The organism is Pseudomonas atagonensis, assembly GCF_011369485.1.
GTDB lineage: Bacteria > Pseudomonadota > Gammaproteobacteria > Pseudomonadales > Pseudomonadaceae > Aquipseudomonas > Aquipseudomonas atagonensis.
The window spans coordinates 25743-44430 of the sequence record NZ_VXCA01000014.1 but is presented as its reverse complement, the minus strand read 5'-3'; the positions used below and the strand labels follow the sequence as shown (position 1 = coordinate 44430).

The 18688-nt window shown below is 60.5% G+C and carries 23 protein-coding genes; 10 read left to right on the top strand and 13 right to left on the bottom strand.

The genetic code is table 11. The annotated features are described in order from the left end of the window. Window positions 1–9: 9 nt before the first annotated feature. Window positions 10–597, bottom strand: a complete 588-nt coding sequence (locus F2P67_RS10605) for an NAD(P)H-dependent oxidoreductase (RefSeq protein ID WP_166220093.1) — start codon at window positions 595–597, stop codon at window positions 10–12. 100 nt (window positions 598–697) lie between these two features. Between F2P67_RS10605 and F2P67_RS10600 the strand changes: the two genes are divergently transcribed. Then, entirely contained in the window at window positions 698–1336 is a 639-nt protein-coding gene (locus F2P67_RS10600) for a TetR/AcrR family transcriptional regulator (protein ID WP_166220091.1), read from the top strand. Window positions 1337–1521: 185 nt separating this feature from the next. Here the strand turns inward: F2P67_RS10600 and F2P67_RS10595 are convergent, their stop codons facing one another. Then, window positions 1522–2208 (bottom strand): GNAT family N-acetyltransferase, encoded by a 687-nt coding sequence (locus F2P67_RS10595; RefSeq protein ID WP_166220089.1) that lies wholly within the window; start codon window positions 2206–2208, stop codon window positions 1522–1524. 218 nt (window positions 2209–2426) lie between these two features. On the opposite strand from F2P67_RS10595, the gene F2P67_RS10590 reads away from it, so the two are divergent. Both F2P67_RS10590 and F2P67_RS10585 read left to right on the top strand, forming a co-directional pair. Continuing rightward, the gene (locus tag F2P67_RS10590; RefSeq protein WP_166220087.1) at window positions 2427–2750 is read left to right on the top strand and encodes a YXWGXW repeat-containing protein; all 324 of its coding nucleotides are present in this window, start codon (window positions 2427–2429) and stop codon (window positions 2748–2750) included. A 42-nt stretch (window positions 2751–2792) separates the two neighbouring features. Then, window positions 2793–3005, top strand: coding sequence for a YXWGXW repeat-containing protein (locus tag F2P67_RS10585; protein WP_166220085.1), 213 nt, complete (start codon window positions 2793–2795; stop codon window positions 3003–3005). A 19-nt stretch (window positions 3006–3024) separates the two neighbouring features. Here the strand turns inward: F2P67_RS10585 and F2P67_RS10580 are convergent, their stop codons facing one another. Both F2P67_RS10580 and F2P67_RS10575 read right to left on the bottom strand, forming a co-directional pair. Next, on the bottom strand, window positions 3025–3582 hold the full coding sequence (locus tag F2P67_RS10580; RefSeq protein WP_166220083.1) for a YceI family protein: 558 nt from the start codon (window positions 3580–3582) through the stop codon (window positions 3025–3027). Between the two features lie 74 nt (window positions 3583–3656). Continuing rightward, window positions 3657–5015: an MATE family efflux transporter gene (locus F2P67_RS10575; RefSeq protein WP_166220082.1), complete on the bottom strand. Its 1359-nt coding sequence runs from the start codon at window positions 5013–5015 to the stop codon at window positions 3657–3659. 195 nt (window positions 5016–5210) lie between these two features. Between F2P67_RS10575 and F2P67_RS10570 the strand changes: the two genes are divergently transcribed. Both F2P67_RS10570 and F2P67_RS10565 read left to right on the top strand, forming a co-directional pair. Next, window positions 5211–5780 carry a chorismate mutase gene (locus F2P67_RS10570; RefSeq protein WP_166220081.1) on the top strand — a complete coding sequence of 190 codons (570 nt, stop codon included), beginning with the start codon at window positions 5211–5213 and terminating at the stop codon, window positions 5778–5780. Window positions 5781–5958: 178 nt separating this feature from the next. Next, window positions 5959–7602 (top strand): sensor domain-containing diguanylate cyclase, encoded by a 1644-nt coding sequence (locus F2P67_RS10565; RefSeq protein WP_166220080.1) that lies wholly within the window; start codon window positions 5959–5961, stop codon window positions 7600–7602. Here the strand turns inward: F2P67_RS10565 and F2P67_RS10560 are convergent, their stop codons facing one another. From F2P67_RS10560 to F2P67_RS10550, 3 genes are all read right to left on the bottom strand, one after another. After that, the gene (locus F2P67_RS10560) at window positions 7603–7896 is read right to left on the bottom strand and encodes a hypothetical protein (protein WP_166220079.1); all 294 of its coding nucleotides are present in this window, start codon (window positions 7894–7896) and stop codon (window positions 7603–7605) included. A gap of 66 nt (window positions 7897–7962) precedes the next feature. Next, entirely contained in the window at window positions 7963–8355 is a 393-nt protein-coding gene (locus tag F2P67_RS10555; protein ID WP_166220078.1) for a c-type cytochrome, read from the bottom strand. A gap of 56 nt (window positions 8356–8411) precedes the next feature. Continuing rightward, entirely contained in the window at window positions 8412–9743 is a 1332-nt protein-coding gene (locus F2P67_RS10550) for an aminotransferase-like domain-containing protein (RefSeq protein WP_166220077.1), read from the bottom strand. A gap of 94 nt (window positions 9744–9837) precedes the next feature. On the opposite strand from F2P67_RS10550, the gene F2P67_RS10545 reads away from it, so the two are divergent. Then, complete coding sequence (locus tag F2P67_RS10545) at window positions 9838–10731, top strand: DMT family transporter (RefSeq protein ID WP_166220075.1); 894 nt, start codon at window positions 9838–9840, stop codon at window positions 10729–10731. A gap of 3 nt (window positions 10732–10734) precedes the next feature. On the opposite strand, the gene F2P67_RS10540 is transcribed toward F2P67_RS10545, so the two are convergent. Then, the gene (locus F2P67_RS10540) at window positions 10735–11550 is read right to left on the bottom strand and encodes an AraC family transcriptional regulator (protein WP_166220073.1); all 816 of its coding nucleotides are present in this window, start codon (window positions 11548–11550) and stop codon (window positions 10735–10737) included. A 131-nt stretch (window positions 11551–11681) separates the two neighbouring features. Between F2P67_RS10540 and F2P67_RS10535 the strand changes: the two genes are divergently transcribed. Further along, a complete protein-coding gene (locus F2P67_RS10535) occupies window positions 11682–12197 on the top strand; it encodes a carboxymuconolactone decarboxylase family protein (RefSeq protein WP_166220071.1) in 516 nt (171 codons plus the stop codon). Between the two features lie 131 nt (window positions 12198–12328). Here the strand turns inward: F2P67_RS10535 and F2P67_RS10530 are convergent, their stop codons facing one another. Next, window positions 12329–13774 (bottom strand): SulP family inorganic anion transporter, encoded by a 1446-nt coding sequence (locus F2P67_RS10530; protein WP_166220069.1) that lies wholly within the window; start codon window positions 13772–13774, stop codon window positions 12329–12331. 173 nt (window positions 13775–13947) lie between these two features. Here F2P67_RS10530 and F2P67_RS10525 point away from each other — a divergent pair, with 173 nt between their 5' ends. Both F2P67_RS10525 and F2P67_RS10520 read left to right on the top strand, forming a co-directional pair. Continuing rightward, on the top strand, window positions 13948–14250 hold the full coding sequence (locus F2P67_RS10525; protein ID WP_166220067.1) for a DUF7693 family protein: 303 nt from the start codon (window positions 13948–13950) through the stop codon (window positions 14248–14250). 107 nt (window positions 14251–14357) lie between these two features. Continuing rightward, window positions 14358–14903, top strand: coding sequence for a hypothetical protein (locus tag F2P67_RS10520; RefSeq protein WP_166220065.1), 546 nt, complete (start codon window positions 14358–14360; stop codon window positions 14901–14903). Between the two features lie 43 nt (window positions 14904–14946). Here the strand turns inward: F2P67_RS10520 and F2P67_RS10515 are convergent, their stop codons facing one another. Together F2P67_RS10515 and F2P67_RS10510 are read right to left on the bottom strand one after the other, a co-directional pair. Next, window positions 14947–15582, bottom strand: a complete 636-nt coding sequence (locus F2P67_RS10515) for a hypothetical protein (protein WP_166220063.1) — start codon at window positions 15580–15582, stop codon at window positions 14947–14949. A gap of 127 nt (window positions 15583–15709) precedes the next feature. Continuing rightward, on the bottom strand, window positions 15710–16168 hold the full coding sequence (locus F2P67_RS10510; protein ID WP_166220061.1) for a GNAT family N-acetyltransferase: 459 nt from the start codon (window positions 16166–16168) through the stop codon (window positions 15710–15712). A gap of 143 nt (window positions 16169–16311) precedes the next feature. Here F2P67_RS10510 and F2P67_RS10505 point away from each other — a divergent pair, with 143 nt between their 5' ends. Beyond that, the gene (locus F2P67_RS10505) at window positions 16312–16956 is read left to right on the top strand and encodes a TetR/AcrR family transcriptional regulator (protein WP_166220059.1); all 645 of its coding nucleotides are present in this window, start codon (window positions 16312–16314) and stop codon (window positions 16954–16956) included. A 69-nt stretch (window positions 16957–17025) separates the two neighbouring features. Here F2P67_RS10505 and F2P67_RS10500 read toward each other — a convergent pair whose 3' ends face one another. Both F2P67_RS10500 and F2P67_RS10495 read right to left on the bottom strand, forming a co-directional pair. Then, a complete protein-coding gene (locus tag F2P67_RS10500; protein ID WP_166220057.1) occupies window positions 17026–18039 on the bottom strand; it encodes a lysozyme inhibitor LprI family protein in 1014 nt (337 codons plus the stop codon). Between the two features lie 108 nt (window positions 18040–18147). Further along, window positions 18148–18681: a cysteine hydrolase family protein gene (locus tag F2P67_RS10495; protein WP_166220055.1), complete on the bottom strand. Its 534-nt coding sequence runs from the start codon at window positions 18679–18681 to the stop codon at window positions 18148–18150. Between the last annotated feature and the right edge of the window lie 7 nt (window positions 18682–18688).

Here is an 18688-nt window from a genome sequence, read left to right as displayed (position 1 = left end):
CCGCAGGGTTCAGGTGAGCATTTGAGCACCCAGCTCCCGGGCGACGCGCAACTGTTGCCCGGGATCGCGCAATTCCGATTCCGCCAGCAACGTCGAACTGAGCACCGTCGCCCCGCTGTAATCGAAAATCCCGTGCTCGATCTGTGCCTTCATCGCCGCGCCATACCCGTGTCGCTCATAGGTGCGCGCATCCGCACCGGCGAGCTGAACCAAATGCACGCGCAGACGCTGCAGCAGCTTCACATGCTTGAGGTCGCCGCTGAAATCAAACGCCCAGCCATTGCTGAACACCCGGTCGATCCAGCCCTTGAGCAGCGCCGGCATCGACCACCAATACACCGGATAAACCAGCACCAACGCATCGGCGCGGTCGATTCGCGCCTGCTCGGCCAACACATCTGCCGGCGGTGCAGCCTCACGATGATGCACGGCGAAGTCCGCGGCGCCGAAACGCGGCTCGAAGCCTTCGGCATACAGATCGGCAATCTCGAACGTGTGTGCCGCATCGGCCTGGTTCAGGCCTTCGGCAATCTGCTTCGCCACACTGTGAGTCAACGAGCGGGGATCGTGATGAGCAATAACGATCAAGGTGTGCATGAGAACTCTCCTGTTGGTGATTGCTGACCAAGGCTTATATACTCTTGGCAAGTTACGATGAGTAGGTTACCAACAGTAAGTTACGTTTGGTATATAAGCGATGTCAACCACTGAAATCTCCGAACAGGATTCCCCGGCGCAACCGCGCAAACGTCTGTCGCGTGAAGACCGCCAGCGCCAGTTGCTCGATGTCGCCTGGCAAATGATTCGCGCCGAAGGTACCGATGCCCTGACCCTTGGCTACCTCGCTGAACAGGCGGGCGTGACCAAACCGGTGGTGTACGATCACTTCACCACGCGCGCCGGATTGCTCGCCGCGCTTTACCGGGATTTCGATGCACGCCAGACCGTGGTCATGGACGCCGCCGTCGCCCATTGCGAGCCAACGTTGGTCGGCACCGCTTCAGTGATCGCCAAGGCGTACGTCGATTGCGTGTTGCTGCAAGGCAGCGAGATTCCCGGAGTCATCGCCGCGCTGGCGAGCACTCCGGAACTGGAAAAGATCAAGCGCGAGTACGAGGCAATCTTCCTCGAAAAATGCCGCAAGGATCTGGCGCCCTATGCCAATGGCGGGCAGATCACGCAAGCGGCTTTGCGTGCAATGCTGGGCGCTGCGGAAGCCTTGTCCCACGCCGCAGCCAACGACGAAATCAGTGCCGAACAGGCCAGCGACGAGTTGTATGAAACCATCATGGGGATTGTCGAGAGAGCCGCTGCCCGCGCGACTGGCGGTACTTGAGAGCCCCCCGTCACACTCCTAGGATGGACTGACGCAGCGACTCGAATCATCGAGCGTTGCGTAGGCGCGGGTGCTCTGAACCCCAATCAAGCCCGCGCCTTGCATCATGCGCATCTTGAGCCTCACGGGCTCTACTTCCTCCCCATCAAAGAGCTTTGAGGCTCTTTTTTGTCTGCACAAAACGCTCAGTGCAGAGTCATTCGCTGGCGGACAAACGCTTCGGTGTGACGAGTGGTCTGGTCGAGATGGCGGTCGCGCTGTTTCTCGGCGTCGAGCATGGCGCGCTTGCCGTTTTTCTGCAGCAGGTACGTGTGGATCTGCTGCACTTCCAGCGAGCGGTAGATCGGCGTGGTGTCGATAAAGCCACGCAAACCGTTGCTGCGATAATGGCGGGTGCTCATCAGCACCTGGGTCTCGCGCTGACCGATCACCTCGAAACGCAGCGCTTCGAAATACGGGACTTTGCCAACCGTGCACGCCAGTTCGACGTGGGGATAGCGCCCGACCATTTCGCCTATCAGCGCCCGCGCCACGCCTTGACGCCGATGCCCTTCATGCACCGCCATGTAGGCGACGCTGCACGCTTCCCAATCGCCTTGCACCGGCAAGTACAGCAAGAAACCGATCACTTGCTCGGGATCGTTTTCGGCGGTGGCGACAAGCAACTCCACCTCGGTGCCCTTTTCCCCGTTCAATGCCTCCAGATACAGATGCACCTCATAGCCGACCGCGTACTGATAGACGTTGTACAGCAGGTTGCTCGGGCCGAGGCCGACGGCGCTGATGTCAGTCAGGTAATCGACGACCATCTGCAGAATCTGGCTGTTGACGCCTTCAGGGCATGGGGTTTTGTAATGGGTGATGCGGGGCATGGCAGGCGAACTCCGGCGGAAAACCGCGACATCATACCTTGTAGGCCGGATCCGCCTGTATCTGTGCTGACTGAACAATCGACAGTGTCCGTCGCAGCGAGATGCGAAGGCCGGATTCCTGACAAAAATTTCATCCGCCGCCGCCAGGATCTTTCGCCGTTTCAGCGTCCAAGTCTTCAGCTGCGTTCATTTTTCGACGCAGGCCTTGAGGAGTTGTCATGAGCGTTTTGCGTTCCCTGTCCAGATGGCGGAAAACCTTGTTGCTGGTGCCGTTGACACTGGCCACGCTGGCCAGCGCGCCAGTGTTTGCTCAACAGGTGGTGATCGTCCAGCAAGCCCCACCGCCAATGCGCATGGAAGTGATGCCGGGACCGCGCCCCGGCTATGTCTGGGACCAGGGCCATTGGCGCTGGGAAGGTCGCGGTTACGTGTGGATGCCCGGCCACTGGCAACAGGTGAGACACGGCGCTCGCTGGAAACCGGGGCACTGGCAGGCACGCGGGCCGAACTGGTTCTGGGTTGAAGGGCACTGGGTGCGCTAATTGAGCCCCCGCCTGCACACATTACTTTGCGGGAACATCACCATGTCGAAAACCGTTAAATCGCTGCTCGCCGCCACACTGGTGGCCATTACCCTGAGCGGTTGCGTCGTCGCCCCGGCTCGCCCGCACCGCCCTCCGCCGCCGGTGGAAGTGGTGCCGGTGATGCCGGCGCCGGGGTATCACTGGATCGCCGGTCACTATCGCTGGGGCGGCAATCAATGGCGCTGGGTGCCGGGTCACTGGCGCGCTTATTGAATGACCCGGGCGTGTGGCGTCACTGCTGTGGCGCCACCACCTTGAACTTGATGGTGATCTCTTTGGACACCACGGTGTCCGCCCACTCCCCCGCGCCGAGGCCGAACGCGTCACGCTTGAGCAGCAGTTCACCGTCGAAAATGCCGATGGCGCTGCCCGGTTTCAACTCGACCGGCACCTGCACCTCGCGGGTGATGCCCTTGAGCGAGAGCTGCCCGGCGATCAGGAAGTGATTTTCAGACACTTGGGTAAACCGGCTCGATTCAAATACCGCCACCGGATATTTTCCCGTGTCGAACCACGCCGGTTTCACCAGTTCAGTGTTGGCGTCCTCACTGCCGGCATCAATGCTGGTGAGGTCGATGTGCAAGGTCGTGCGGGCGTTCGCGAGATTGTCGGTATCGAAGTTCAATGTCGCGTCAAACTTGCCGAAAGTGCCGTACATCCGTGAGCCCATCTGACTGTAGGTAAAGCTGATCTGGCTGGCGGTGGTGTTGACGTGGTCGTACTCGACCGCCTGCACAGTGGCGATGGCGCACAGGGAACACGCGGCGGCCAGCAGCATTCGGATCGACATCGGATTCTCCGGGCAGCGCTCGCCGTCGAGGGGTCTCGATTGACTTAAGCAAACAACCGGCGGTTACGCCACCACTACACCAGTCGTTCGATCTTCTGATGCTGCCAGACCAGTTTGTAATACAGCGTCTGCAACACCAGCATGCCCAGATACGCCACCGGAAACGCCATCCACACACCTTGCAATCCGTACTGGCCGTCGAGCCAGTACGCCGCCGGCAACTGCACGCCGACCACGCAGATGATCGCAATCGCCACCGGCACCAGCACCGTGCCGCTGGCACGCATGATCCCGCCGATGATCGCCTGAAAGCCGAACACCAAAAGGCTCCACAGCATGATATGCAGCAGGTGCTCGGCCATCGCCCGGGTCGAATCCTCCGTCAGGAACAGCCCCAGCAACCAGTGCGACAACAGGTAGCCCAGCACGATCAGGCCTCCAGTGAGGCAGACGTTGATCAGCAACCCGGTACGCAGAATCGGCCCCATGCGTTCCAGCCTTCCCGCGCCGATCGCCTGGGCGCCGAGAATCGATGCCGTGATCGCAATCGACAGAGCCGGAAACTGCACGTAGTTGACGATCTGCGTCACCGCACCGTAGGCCGCCGTCGCCTGCGACCCGTGCTGGTTGACCAGCGCCAGAATCACCAGCTCCGACAACGACAGCACGATCATTTGTACGCCGGTCGGCAGACCGATGCGCAACACCTTGCCGAGGATCGCGCCGTTCAGACGCAGCGCCCTGAAAAACTCACGGTCGGGCGCCAGCGGATGCTGTTTGCGAATCAGCCGCCACGCCAGCCACGCCATCGCCGCCAGGTTACCGGCCAGCCCGGCAAACGCCGCACTTTGAATCCCCAGTTGCGGCAGACCGAACCAGCCGCGAATCAGCGCCGGTGTCAGCGCCAGCCCCACGCACGTCGACACCACCAGCGCGAGCAACGGGGACAGCGTGTCACTGACCCCGCGCAACAACTGCGTGAACAACACGAACACCAGCATCGACGGCAAAATCCACATCATCACGTGCGCGTACGCCACCGCATCGTCGAGCACATCGGCCGGCGTACCCAACCCGCTCAACGCCTGCCGCGCAAAAACACTGCCGAGCACCGCCGCGACCAGACCGATCAACACCCCCAGCAACAACGTCGCCCCGGCGATGGCCTTGACCATGTGCGCCTCACGCGCGCCCCACGCCTGACCGATCAACACCCCTGCCCCGGCGCCCAAGCCGATGACCAGAGCAATAAAGAAAAACACGATGGGGAACATGCCCGACACGGCCGCCAACGCTTGCGTGCCCAGCATCTGGCCGATGTAGATGCTGTTGACCGTGCCTGACATCGATTGCAGGAAGTTGGACAACACCATCGGCGCAAGGAACAGCAAATAGGTTTGCCAGAGGGGTTTGATGGCGGCGGGGGTTTGCATTGAATAGAGGTCCATCTCGACGGCAGGGAGACTAATGGAGGATAGCTTCGGCGAGATGGGTGCGAGGTGCAATTAACATTTCAGCTGTGAGTTGATATTTCCCTGACGCACGAAGATGCGCACGCGGTTGATGCCGTCGCCTGCTCAACCGTGATACACAACGCATCCTGCTGCTGCCACCGAGGTACCCCGCTCATGCTCCATTCGTCACGCCTGCTGACCTGCACCCTTCTGGCTCTGTTTGCCAGCGCCGCTCACGCCGCTACGCCCTCCCCGGCACCGCCAACCTTGAAGCCGTTGCTGGCGACACTCAACGAACGCCTGAACATCGGCGACCTCGTTGCCTTGACCAAATGGGACAGCGGCAAGCCGATTCAGGACAGCCCGCGCGAGGCGCAGGTGATTGCCAATGCCCGTAAGCTGGCCAGCGAGCGCAAGCTCGATCCGGAGGATGTCGCACAGTTGATCGCGGCTCAAATGGAGGCCAATAAACTGGTGCAATACGGTTTGCTCGCGCAGTGGCAAGCGGCCGGCGCGGCGCCGGACACGAAGCGCCCGGATCTGGCTAAACAGATTCGCCCGCTCCTGGATCAACTGCAAAGCCGCCTGTTGCAGCAATACGCTGATTTCGCACCCTATCGACATGACCCGAAATGCCCGGTCTGGCTGGCCGCTGCGCGCAGCGATCTGAACCGTGATCCGCTGCATGACCTGGCCCTGACACGGGCTACCGGCGAGTTATGTGTTCGCCCGACAACGCCATAACAGCGGCTACGGAAAAGCCCGGCCTGATCAGCCGGGCTTTTTCATGCATGCGCTCCTCGCATGGATTACAAACCCCGGTGCGGCGTCCGACAAAGTCCGGCGGAATCGGCCGACTGGCCACCCACCGACCATTACGCATACCATGCGGCCACAACTCCAAAACAGACATTGCCTGCCCATGCTCAAAGCCAGTTTGCGTAGCCATCTCACCCTTTGGTTTGCCGGTTTGTCCCTGCTGACGTTATTAAGCGTCGGGTTCTACGTCGGCCATATCGCCACCGAACAGATGAAACAGGCCAGCGGCAATGCCCTGCTGAACACCGCACGTTCGGCGGCGACCTTGCTGGGAGAGCAGTTGCGCGAGCGGCAACTGGAGGTTTACCTGCTCAGCCGCGCACCGCATCTGGAGCGCGGCGATCTGGACAACCCGGCGATTCTGAAATCCATGCAACTGCGCACTCAGGCCCGCGCCGAGTATGCGTGGATGGGCGTAACCGATGCCGAAGGCAAGGTGCATCAGGCGGTCAATGGTTTGCTGGTCGGTCAGTCGGTGCAGGCACGTCCGTGGTTTCAGGCCGGAGTGCGCGGCGAATACACCGGCGATCCGCACGAAGCGGTGTTGCTGGCCAAATTGCTCCCGGGCTTGCCCAACGGTGAACCGTTGCGCTTTATCGATTTCGCCGCGCCGATCCATAACGCCGAAGGTCAGGTCATTGGCGTACTGGGCGCCCACGCTCACTGGAGTTGGGTGACACGAATCGTCGAGTCGGCGACGTTCTCGCACAAGAACACCTCGCCGGATATCGAAGCCCTGATCATCGATCACGACGGCAAAGTGCTGTACCCGGAAGCGCTGATGGGCCAGCAACTGGCCACGAACGGTTCAACGTCGCCAGGCTGGTCGGTGGGCAACGGATATCTGACCAGCATGGTCACAGTGCCAACGCCTTCGAGTACCGCGTTGTCGTGGTCGATTGCCGTTCGACAACCATTGGAAACCGCGCTGCAACCAGCGCGTCTGCTGCTATATAAATTGCTGTTGCTGGGTGTCTTCGCTGCGTTGGTGTTCGGCCTCGTCGCGTATTATCTGGCGCTGTACCTGAGCCGTCCGATCGAACAACTGGCGCATTCCGCCAAACAGGTGCAGGACAACCAGCCCGGCGCGCACTTCCCGCTGCACCATCCGGTACGGGAAATCGCCCAGCTCGGCCAGTCGATTGATGCAATGACTCAATCGTTGCTCGGCAAGGAGCACGAGTTGCAGGAGGCCAATGCCTCACTGGAAGCCACGGTGGCGCAACGCACCGCCGATCTTGTGCGGGCCAACGCCGAATTGCTCAGCCTGGCGACTCACGATGCCTTGACCGGCGTTTACAACCGTCGTCGCTTCGACGAAAAAATCACTGAATACAGTTTGCTGTCCCGACGCACGGGACGGCCGTTCGCCTTGCTGTTGATCGACGCCGACCACTTCAAACGCATCAATGACAGCCATGGTCACGCCGTGGGCGATGAGGTGTTGCAGCAATTGGCGCAATTGATTGAGGCCAGTCTGCGCACCACGGATTTCGTCGCGCGTTATGGCGGCGAGGAATTCGCCGTGCTGCTGCCGGAAATCGCCCAGCCTGACACCCCGGAGGTCGTCGCCGAGAAGATTCGCTCGGCGGTCGCCAACGCCCTATTCCCTGCGGCCGGCAATGTCACGGTGAGCATCGGCGTCGGGCTGGCGGATCCGGCGGACAACAACCAAATGGCGCTGATCAAGCGTGCCGACCAGCAGCTCTATCAGGCTAAAGCAGCGGGACGTAATCAGGTGGCCTGATCAGCCCTTCTTCAGGTCGCAAATCCCGTTGGCCCTGTTCTTCCCGGTGTACGACACCGCCGGCGAACCATCGGGATTGATGCTCAGGGAAATCGTCACGCCTGCACCCTTGGCCTCGAAGTAGTTCTCGTTGAATTTCTTCAACTTGCCTTCCTTGCCATTGATGTAAATCGGCCCGCCGTCATCGGCATGCACTTCGATGTTGCCCGGGCACGTGGCGTTGAACATCGGAATGCCGGCGTGAGCCAGGCCGGCGGCGAGCATCAAGGGTGTTGCCAACAATATTGATTTCATCACGGACTTCCTGATCTGGACGCAATAACCAGTCTTCAGTAATAGCCCAGAATGGCTCGAGAGCCCTTATTGAGCGGCACTGAACGTCGCAAGATACGCCAGCAGATTTTCGACCTTTTCCTCGTCACTCAGTCCCCAGAAGATCATCCGCGTGCCCGGCACCACGCCCTTCGGATCCTTGAGGTACGCGATCAGGGTTTCTCGGTTCCAGGTCAGTCCGGAGTTCTTCATCGCATCGGAATAGACATAGTTCGCCGAAGTCCCGGCTGGCCGACCGATGATGCCGTTGAGTTGTGGGCCGAACCCTGGTCGGGCGGATTCGCCGACCTGATGGCAGCCGCCACACAGGCGCGGGAAGATCTTTGCACCGGCCTCGGGGTCGCCGGCTGCGTGAGCGGTTGTGCTGAAAAGGCCAGCGGTGAAGATCAGGGCGAGGGACAGTGAAGCGTTTATTTTCATCTGACGATCCAGAGCGGTGTATTGCAATGGGGGGCAAGGCTAACACCCTGTAGTTTTTACAGGTAAGCGCCGACGACTTTTCTGACGGTAATCAATGCCTCACGCAACACCGCCATGTCCACCGACCCCAGCGCCAGACGTATCGCGTGCGGCACATGTGCCGATACCGAGAACGGCTCGGCGGTGGTGACCGAAATCTGTTGGTGCATCAGTTCCACGACAATCTGATCGGCACGCACATCTTCCGGCAGCGGCAGCCACAAAAAATAGGAAGACGGATGACCGATGCAGGTCAGCCCTTTCAGCAGCTCGCCAGCCAGAGCCTGACGAGCCTTGGCGTCGTTGCGTTTTTGCGCCTCAAGCACGCTGACGGTGCCATCATCGAGCCAGCCGCAGGCAATCGCTGTCATCACGCCGGGAGTGTTCCAGGTGGTTGCGCGAATTACCCGTTCCAGTGCAGGCACGGTGTCTAGCGGCGCGGCGATGAAGCCGACGCGCAGGCCGGTGGCGATATTTTTCGACAGGCCCGAGACATACACCGTGCGCTCCGAGGCCATGTCGACCAGCGTGCGCGGAGGATCTTCCACCAGAAAGGCGTAGGCCGCGTCTTCGATGAGGGTCAGATCATGCCGCCGGGCAATCGTCACCAACTGCTCGCGCTGTGCCAGTGGCATCACCCAGCCCAGCGGATTGTGCAGGGTCGGCATGCAGTACACGGCTCGCACCGACCGGCTGCGACAGAGCTTGTCCAACGCTGCGAGGTCTGGCCCGTTTTCACTGCTCGCAATGGCGACGATCTCCAGATGCAACGCCTCGGCCAGCACCTTGAAACCGGAATACGTCAGCGCGTCCGCTGCAATCACATCGCCCGGTTTGAGCAGCGCCATCAGCGCCACCGCCAACCCTTGCTGCGCGCCGTTGACGATCAGCACTTGTCCGGCGTCGACCGTCACGCCACGGCTCAACAAATGCCGCGCCACCGAGGCACGTTCATGGGCGCGACCGGCGTGAGGCTGGTAACGCAGCAACGATTCCAGATCCCCAGACAACGCCAACTGACGCAGCGCCGTGCGCAACAGTTCGGTTTGGCCGGGCAGCGACGGGTAGTTGAAATTCAGATCGATCATACCGACCGCCACGTCCTTCTGATCTATGCCCTGCCCCGGCAACAGAGAGGTTTCCCGGACGAACGTGCCACGCCCGGTTTCGCCGCTGACCAGACCCATCGCCTCAAGCTCGGCGTACACCCGTGACGCAGTGACCAGCGCCAGACCCTGATCAGCAGCCAATTCTCGATGAGTCGGCAGTCGCGTGCCCGGCGCCAGACGGCCCGAGCGAATGTCCGCAGCGTAAGCATCAACCAGTGTCTTGTAACGGGCGCGCGGCATGTCGAGATGTATCCATGACAATTTTTTGATTGTGCTGATTCTCAACCCTAGGATTTAGCCAACGCAACCCCACTTTTTCTGAGCGCGACCTCGTATGGAACGAATCTCGAACCTGCACAACCCGGCGCTGGAAAAAACCAGCGGCTGGATCAACGGCTTTATCGGCGTGGTGATTTTCAGCGGTTCATTGCCCGCCACGCGTCTGGCAGTGCTGGAGTTCGACCCGGTGTTCCTCACCGTTATCCGCGCTGCCATCGCCGGGGTACTGGCGGTGGCGCTGTTGTGGCTGTTTCGCCAACGGCGCCCGGCGCGCAGTCAGTGGCTGTCGTTGTTGATCGTCGCACTGGGCGTGGTGCTCGGTTTTCCCTTGCTCACGGCATTGGCGCTGCAGCACGTGACGTCGGCACATTCGATTGTGTTTGTCGGATTACTGCCGCTGGCAACGGCGATTTTCGGCGTGCTGCGCGGCGGCGAACGACCACGCCCGGTGTTCTGGGTATTTTCGTTGCTCGGCAGTGCCCTGGTGGTGGGCTACGCGCTGGCGCAAGGCCTGACCGCCTCGCCCACCGGCGACCTGCTGATGCTCGCGGCGATTCTGGCCTGCGGCCTCGGTTATGCCGAAGGCGCGAAACTGTCGCGCAGCCTCGGCGGCTGGCAGGTGATTTGCTGGGCGCTGGTTTTGTCGTTGCCGCTCATGGCGGTATTGAGTCTGTGGCTGGCGCCCGCCTCCTTCAGCCACATCAGCCTGTCGGCATGGCTGTGTCTGGCTTACGTGTCGCTGTTCAGCATGTTGATCGGCTTTGTGTTCTGGTATCGCGGGCTGGCTCAGGGCGGGATCGCGGCAGTTGGCCAATTGCAGTTGCTGCAACCGTTTTTTGGCCTTGCACTGGCGGCGACCTTGCTGCATGAGCAGGTCAGCGCCGGCATGCTCGCGGTGACGCTGGGGGTGATTCTGTGCGTGGCCGGGGCGAAGAAATTTGCCCGATAAGCTTCAGGCGCCAGCCTTCCATTCGCGCGGGCTGAGCCCGGTCTTGCGGCGAAACGCCCGGGCCAGCGCCGAAGGACTTTCATAACCGACTTCATCGGCAATCAGCGCAATCGCCTTGCCTTCGCGCAGACGCTTCTGCGCCAGACTGACTCGCCAGCTCAGCAGATAATCCGCCGGCGTTTGCCCGACGACACGGCGAAACTGTTCGGCAAACCCGGCGCGAGACAGGTTCGCGGCGCTGGCCAGATCCGCCACGCTCCAAGGTTTCGCCGGTTGCTCGTGGATCAGATTCAAGGCTCGTGAAAGACGCGGATCAGCCAGCCCGGCCATCATCCCCGGTTGCTGAACACGGTTGCTGATGAGGTGCCGCAACAACAGAATCACCAGCAATTCGAACAAGCGATCCATCACAGCCATACGCCCGCAATGGCCTTCGAACGCTTCCTTGAACAACCATTCCAGCGTGCTGCCCAACTCCGCAATGTCAGTCAGTTTGAGCACCAGATAATCCGGCAATGCTGCCGCCAAAGCATTGCCCGAGCCACCGTCGAACGTCAGCGTCGCGCACACCAGTTTCGTCTCCATGGCCTCATCGGCCGACATGCGGTGGGCAAACGGGCGGGGAAAGAAAATCAGCGAAGGCTCGGCGATGCGAAGTTCACGTTCATTTCCAGGTTTGAGCAGCAGCTCACCCGCCTGCAACAGGTGCACATGCCCACTCGGCTCGCCCTCGTGCACGCTGATACCGCAGAACTCGCCGCTGTGGAAGGTGCCGGCATTGACGCCGAAATGACTGAGCAGTGTAGACAGGCGATCCATGGCGACTCCCGACGGCAATTCTGGACGATCTGTCGCATATCCTCGACGATTTGCCGCCAAAGCACCAGTCACCCTCCCTAACATGAACTCCATCGCCGGCGCACTTCGCACCGGACTTTCGGAGAGTCATCATGAGCCGCATCAACGCTATCAGCCTCGACACCGCCACCGACGCCAGCCGCCCGGTACTGGAAGGCGTGAAGAAAAAAATCGGTTTTCTGCCGAACCTGTTCGCTACCCTTGCCAAGGCACCGGTGGCCCTCGATACCTACGTGCAAGCCTCGTCGCTGCTCGGTAAATCCTCGCTGAGCGCCAAAGAGAAAGAAGCGGTTTACCTCGCCACGTCACAGGTCAACGGTTGCGATTATTGCCTGGCGGCGCACACTTTGTTTGCCAGTAAATCCGGGCTGTCGGCGCAGGACATCGTCGCGGCGCGTCAAGGCGAACTCAACGCTTACGCCGCCCTCGCCCATCAACTGACGCAAACCCGTGGCCACTTGAGCGACGAGCAAATCGCCGCCGCCCGCGCCGCCGGGATCGACGACAGCAAGATCATTGAAGTGATTGCGCTGGTGGCCGTGCAGACCCTGACGAACTACCTGAACAACACGGCGCTGACCGAAATCGATTTCCCGGCGATCGACTGATCGCTACGCCGCAGATCGACTGTGGGAGGGGGCTTGCTCCCGAAGACAGTGTGTCAGCCAGCAGTGATGTCGGCTGATCCAGCGTCTTCGGGAGCAAGCCCCCTCCCACATTTTGCCCGCCCCCATAGCGGTCAGTCGTGGTCGACGCCCGCGCGCTTGAGCAGTTTCTTGCAGCGTTCGGACAGATGAAACACCTGCACCTGCTTGCCCGCCTTCTCATAGCGTTCGCGCAGGGTTTTCAGCGCGGCGATGGCCGAATAGTCAACGAAGCTCAAGTGCCGGCAGTCCAGCGTGACCCGTTGCGGATCATTGGCCGGATCAAACTGGTTGAGAAACGGCGTGGTCGAGGCGAAGAACAGCGTGCCGTGCAGGCGATAGAGTTTGCTGCCATCCGCTTCCAGATGTTCATCGGCGTACAGTTCGCGTGCTTGCTGCCAGGCGAAATTCAGCGCGGCGATGATGATCCCGCACAGCACGGCAGTGGCCAGGTCAGTGAACACGGTGATGGTGGTCACGGCGATGATCACCAGCACGTCGTTCAGCGGCACCTTGTTGATCACCCGCAGCGAGGCCCAGGCGAAGGTCTGTTGCGACACCACAAACATCACCCCGACCAGCGCTGCCAGCGGAATGCGCTCGATCAGCGGCGACAGAAAAAGAATGAACAGCAGAATCAGCACGCCAGCCACCACGCCGGACAGACGCCCGCGTCCGCCGGAACTGAGGTTGATCACGGTCTGACCGATCATTGCGCAGCCGCCCATGCCGCCAAACGCACCGGAAACCATATTCGCCGCGCCCAGCGCCACACACTCGCGATCCGGGTAGCCACGGCTTTCGGTAATTTCGTCGGTGAGGTTGAGTGTCAGCAGGGTTTCCAGCAGGCCGACCAGCGCCATCAGGATCGCGTACGGCGCGATGATGCGCAGGGTCTCCAGCGTCCAGGGGATGTCCGGCAACGCCAAGGTCGGCAAGCCGCCAGCAATGTGCGCCATGTCGCCGAGGGTTCGGGTCGGCAGGCCGAACAAGTAAACCAGCAGGCCGACGCCGAGGATCGCCACCAGTGCCGGCGGCACCGCACGGGTCAGGCGCGGCAGGACATAAACGATGGCCATGGTCAGCAACACCAGCCCGGTCATCAGGTACAACGGCGTGCCGCTGAGCCAGTGTTCGCCGCTCTTGAAGTGCTCCAGTTGCGCCAGGGCAATGATGATCGCCAAGCCATTGACGAAGCCGAGCATCACCGGATGCGGCACCATGCGCACCAGTTTGCCCAGCCGCAATAAACCAAACGCCATCATGATCAGACCGCCCAGCAACACGGTCGCCAGCAAATACTGCACGCCGTGTTGCACCACCAGTGCCACGATCACCACCGCCATCGAACCCGCTGCGCCGGAGACCATTCCCGGCCGACCGCCGAACAACGCCGTCAACGTACAAATGATGAAGGCGCCATACAGGCCCATCAGCGGATTGAGGTGCGCGACCAGCGCAAACGCAATGCACTCGGGCAACAGTGCGAACGAAGTGGTGAGTCCGGCGAGGACATCGGCGCGCAGACGAATCGGTTTCATGGCTTACCTGGATTGAGCGGTCGACAGCAGCGACCGTGACGGTGATCTGAAAAAGTGCGGTAGAAAAAGCGGGAGGCGGATGTTACGGAATTGTCCGGGATCGGGCCAGCGATCGCTGACACTTGTCGCGTCACGCCTTATGCTGGCGCGCTTCTTCTTTATCGAGTCTGAACATGTCGTCTTTTCTGACCGCCCGCGAAGTGTGCCAGCGACTGCGTGAAGCGGCGCTCGGGGTGCTTGCGTTCGAGGTGTGCGAGACGTCGGCCGAGGCCGGGCTGGTTGCAGTCAATATCGAAGGCTGGCACCTGTTGCTGGGTTTTGAAGGTCAACGGTTGCATCACTGTGAATGTGCACGTGACGGCGATGGCCGTGAAGGTGCGCTGCAGACCTGGCAGCGTTACGGCACTGATCCGGTGAGTTTGCTCAGCACTTGGGAGCTGGCGCAGATCGAAAAATTGCTGGGTGAGCGCGGCTGATCGCTGTCCTTCAATAAATGTTGCCTGCGCGAGAGTAAACACGGTTGCTCGATGGTGGCACTCTGCCCATAATTCGCGCCCTCTCTATTCCCACGCAAGGAACTGCCGTGAAGAAGTCTCTGTTGTTGATCCCGATGTTGGCGGTGTTGCTGCAAGGTTGTGGCATGACCATGACCCGCTACGAGCCGAGCTACGAAAACGTCCAGAAGCTCAAGCAGACCCCGCCGTTGCACGCGATCAGCAATCCTCAGGTCACTGCCGAAAGCGGCGAAGGTTCGCTGGTGGTTCGGGCCAACCCGGTGCGCTCGCCGTCCGGCAGCATCCCGGCGCACATTCAGGACGCCATCACCGAAGAGCTGCGCAAGGCCGGTTTGCTGGATCCACAAGCCCAGCGTCAGCTGAAAGTGCTGGTGGTGAAAAACGAACTGTCGGCCGGCATGGGTACAGGCGATGGCCAACTCGCGGCACGTTTCACCCTGCTCAACGGCCAGAACGTTGTCTACGACGCGACCAAGAATGTCAGCAGCCAGTGGAGCAGCAGCTTCTTCGGTTTCATTGCGATTCCGAATGCGGTCAACGCCTACAACCCGATGCTGCGCGATTTGCTGAAAGAGTTGTACAGCGATCCTCAGTTCATCCAGGCCCTGAAGTAAGGGCGAAAAAAAGAGCCGCAATTTGCGGCTCTTTTTTTTGGCATCACGCCCGTGGAGTGCGGGTGTCGAGTGCCGAGTACTTCAGGTTGTTGTTGTCGATCATTTGCTTGAGCAGCGCGTTGACCTGACGGGCGAACGTGTCGCTGACGGCCGCCTTCGGGGTGTTGCCCATCAACGGAATGAACCAGATACCGACCCAGGTACCAACCGCATCGTGGTTGCTCGCGGTGGTCAGGGCCTGGCCCTTGCCGTCCACGGCTTCCAGGCTCATGGTGTATTGATCGGTGCCGTACGCCGGGATCACCCCCAGGCTGAAACCACTGATGAAGCCCAGCACCATCGAACCGGCATTCGGCGGATGGTTGTACATTTTCAGACGCAGGCTGTAGTCGCCCGGTTGCTTCTGGAACTCGTCCAGCGTGACACGGCCGAACAGGCCGGAATCAGTCAGAATCTTTTGCAGCTCAGGCTTGAGCTGGTCACGTGCCTGCGGCACCTCTACGGCCGAAGCGCTTTTCGGCTCGCCCTGATAGAAGTCGAAATCGACGTAGACGTTCGGCTTGTTGGCGTAGCTGGCCATCGACGGCATCGTCACCGGCGCCACTTCGTCTTTGGTGAAGCTGGCACAACCGCCCAGCGTAAGTACCAGGCCCAGCGCCAGGATTTTCCCGAATTGCATGATGTCCGTCCCTATTTGAACAACGCCAGATGATGGCAATGCGCCTCCACTGCGGAAGCCGGGCGGATTCTAGAGACAGTGCTCGCCTTGGGAAAGGCCGATTCGGGAAAAACCGGAAAAAAATTGCTCAGCCCTGACTCAAGTCGAGCAGGTAGGTGTAGTACCCCGTGTCTCGTATATATCCCAACGATTCGTACAAACGCTGCGCGGTGAAGTTGTCGGTTGCCGTTTCGAGGACCAGGCCTTTGGCGCCTGTTTCCAGGGCGAAGTCGCGCGCGGCGTTCATTAACAGGCGCCCGACGCCACGACCACGAGCCTGGGGCGTAGTGAACAGATCGCTGAGCAGCCAGGTGCGGTGGGCATCGATCGACGAGAACGTCGGGTACAACTGCACGAATCCCAGCGCACTGCCCTGCTCATCCTCAGCGAGAAAAATCGCCGATTCGTCGCGTTCGATGCGCTCGGCGATGAAGGCTCGCGATTGCTCAAAGTTCGACGGCTGCTTGTAGAACTGTCGGTAGGCATCGAACAGCGGCGCGACCGCGTCCACTTGTTCCATGCGCGCCCGCCGCGCCTGAATCGTCATATTTGCTCTCCGTTTCAGATCAAGGATGCAAGCAGCATAGCGCTGTCCGTCGAACAGACTGGATTCACCGCTATATAGTTTTGTATATTGCGAAACCGAAATTGTCAGAACCTTTCCATGCCGTCCAGCCATTCCGTGTTTCCATGAGCGCCATCCGCGTCCGCAATGAGCAGTTGATCCTCGCCGCTGCCAGCGAAGAATTCGCCGCCAACGGCTTCGATGCCACCCAGACCCGCGACATCGCCGCCCGCGCCGGGGTGCCCAAGGCAAATCTGTATTACTACTTCCAGACCAAGGAAAACCTCTACGGCAAGGTGCTGCTGGGTTTTGTCGAACCGCTGCTGGAAGCTTCGGCGGTGCTGCGCGAAAGCGATGATCCGCTGATTGGCTTGCGTGCCTATGTCGCGGCGCGGATTCGCATCGCCCGCGAGCATCCAGCGATTGCCAAGGTGTTCAGTGGCGAGCTGCTGCTCGGCGGACGGCAGTTGCCCGACGAGTGCCGCGACCTGTTGCACGCCGAAGCGCGGCGTAACGTCGACTGCCTGCGCAGCTGGATCGAGCGGGGTTTGCTGGCGCCAGTGGACCCGGAGCATTTGATGCTGTTCATTTGGTCGGCGACGCGCACCTACACCAATATCGGCTGGCAGATGGGCCGGATCATGGAACGCGAGATTCCGCTGGATGAGGATTATCAGACTGCGGCGCAGACGATTACGCGAATGGTGCTGGAGGGTGTGGTGATGGCGCCACGGGCCGGGGAAATCCGTGGGATTCTGTTTGCGACTTGAGGGATCTGGGGGCTGCCGGTCAGCCCATCGGGGCGATGCGACGCTTCGCTGAATCACCTCGCCGCAGCGTCAGGGGATGTGGTCCAACGCTATCGCGCGATTGCCATTGATGCGTTGGTACCAGGCTTGCAAAACGTCGGGTAAACGTCCCTTCCACTGCGCAGCGTTGGTGTAATAGCGCATTCGCTCCTGACCGTGCGCATCGTAAGTCAGCAAGATGACCCAGAAGTGCTGGTCGGCAGTGCTCATCAGGATGCCGGTGCCCCCCAGGCCACGCATCCACATCTCCACGACCTGACTATCGGGAACGTCGCTTGAAGGGTCACCGATCTGCAAGTTGCCGGAGAGCTGTACCAGCTTCTGATAATCGTCCTTGAGCAATGCCTTCAGGGTTTGATTTTCTTCAGGGGTTCGCGCCAGCCCCAGGCTGAGCATGTCGTAATCCAGCGTCAGCGGTTGCTCCGAAGCGACATAGGTGCCGCCGTAATACACGCCCATTCCGGCACTGCAATCGGCATCCGCACCGGCTTGCGAGAGATTCAACACGCCGTTGAGCGGGGTGAAACTCAACGCGCACTCCCCGGACACGTAATGCGCTTCGCCGTTCTTGAGTTTGGCGACACCATCAAGCTCTCCAGAGTTGGCCCCCTCTGCCGCCGTGATATCGAACGTGATGTGCGTAGCATCGCGGCGATGGGTGGTTACGGTGGCGGCCGTCGATGTCCCGGGAGGAATAAGCTGCCAGGTCGCATCCCAACTGAATGGCTGAGTGGCGTGTTCCAGTTCGGCCAGACGCATCAGATACTCGCGGCGCAAACAGGCCGTCAGCGCGCCACACGCGTTACGCGCTTTCAGCCATTGTCGCTGATCGGTTTTGAGCGCCTTTGGTTCGGGAACATTGGCCAGCGTCGAACGCCAACGCTCGGCGAGTTGCACATCGAGTTGCGACAGATACGGATCGGCACAAATGGCTTTTTCGGTTTTGCTCGAGGCACTGGCGCAATCGAAACTGCTGGCGTGGGTGAGCGATGTGAACACGAGAGATGCCAACAACACAGCGTGGCAGGATCTGAAAGACAACATCGAGAGATTCCATTCTTCGGGCGGCGCGCAGTATGCCAGCGCCACCGTCAGAAATCCTCGATGAACTCAGCTTTTAGCCACGCCACCTGGCACTGTGGGAAATCGGGGTCAGAACTCAATCTCTGTGGCAGGTTTGACATCGATCCGCGCCACCGAACCGGTCAGGTGCGCCAGATCCTTGTTGTGTTCGGCGATGATGTCTTCGGCGCTCATGTTGCCGTTGTCGACGGTGGAGTGTGCGTCGGCCGCCAGTTGCACGTCGTAACCGAGTTGATGAGCCTGGCGCACGGTGGCGTTGACGCAGTAATCGGTTTGCAGGCCGCAGATCACCAGACGGTCGAAGTCTTCGCTCGGCAGCAATTTGCGCAAGTCAGTCTGGTAGAAAGAATCCGGGGTGGTTTTGCGCACGCGTAAATCTTGCGGGGAGGTTTCAAGTCCCTCGGCCAGTTGCCAGCCATCGGCACCATGGGCCAGCGGACTGTCCATTTCTTCATGCTGAATCAGCACCACCGGCACCCCGGCCTTGCGTGCGCGGGAACTGAGGTTGTTGATGGTGTCGATCACATGATGGATGTCGTGGCACTGGTATTCGCCTGAGCACAGAGCGCGCTGGACGTCGATGATCAGTAATGCGGTGGTCATGATGAGC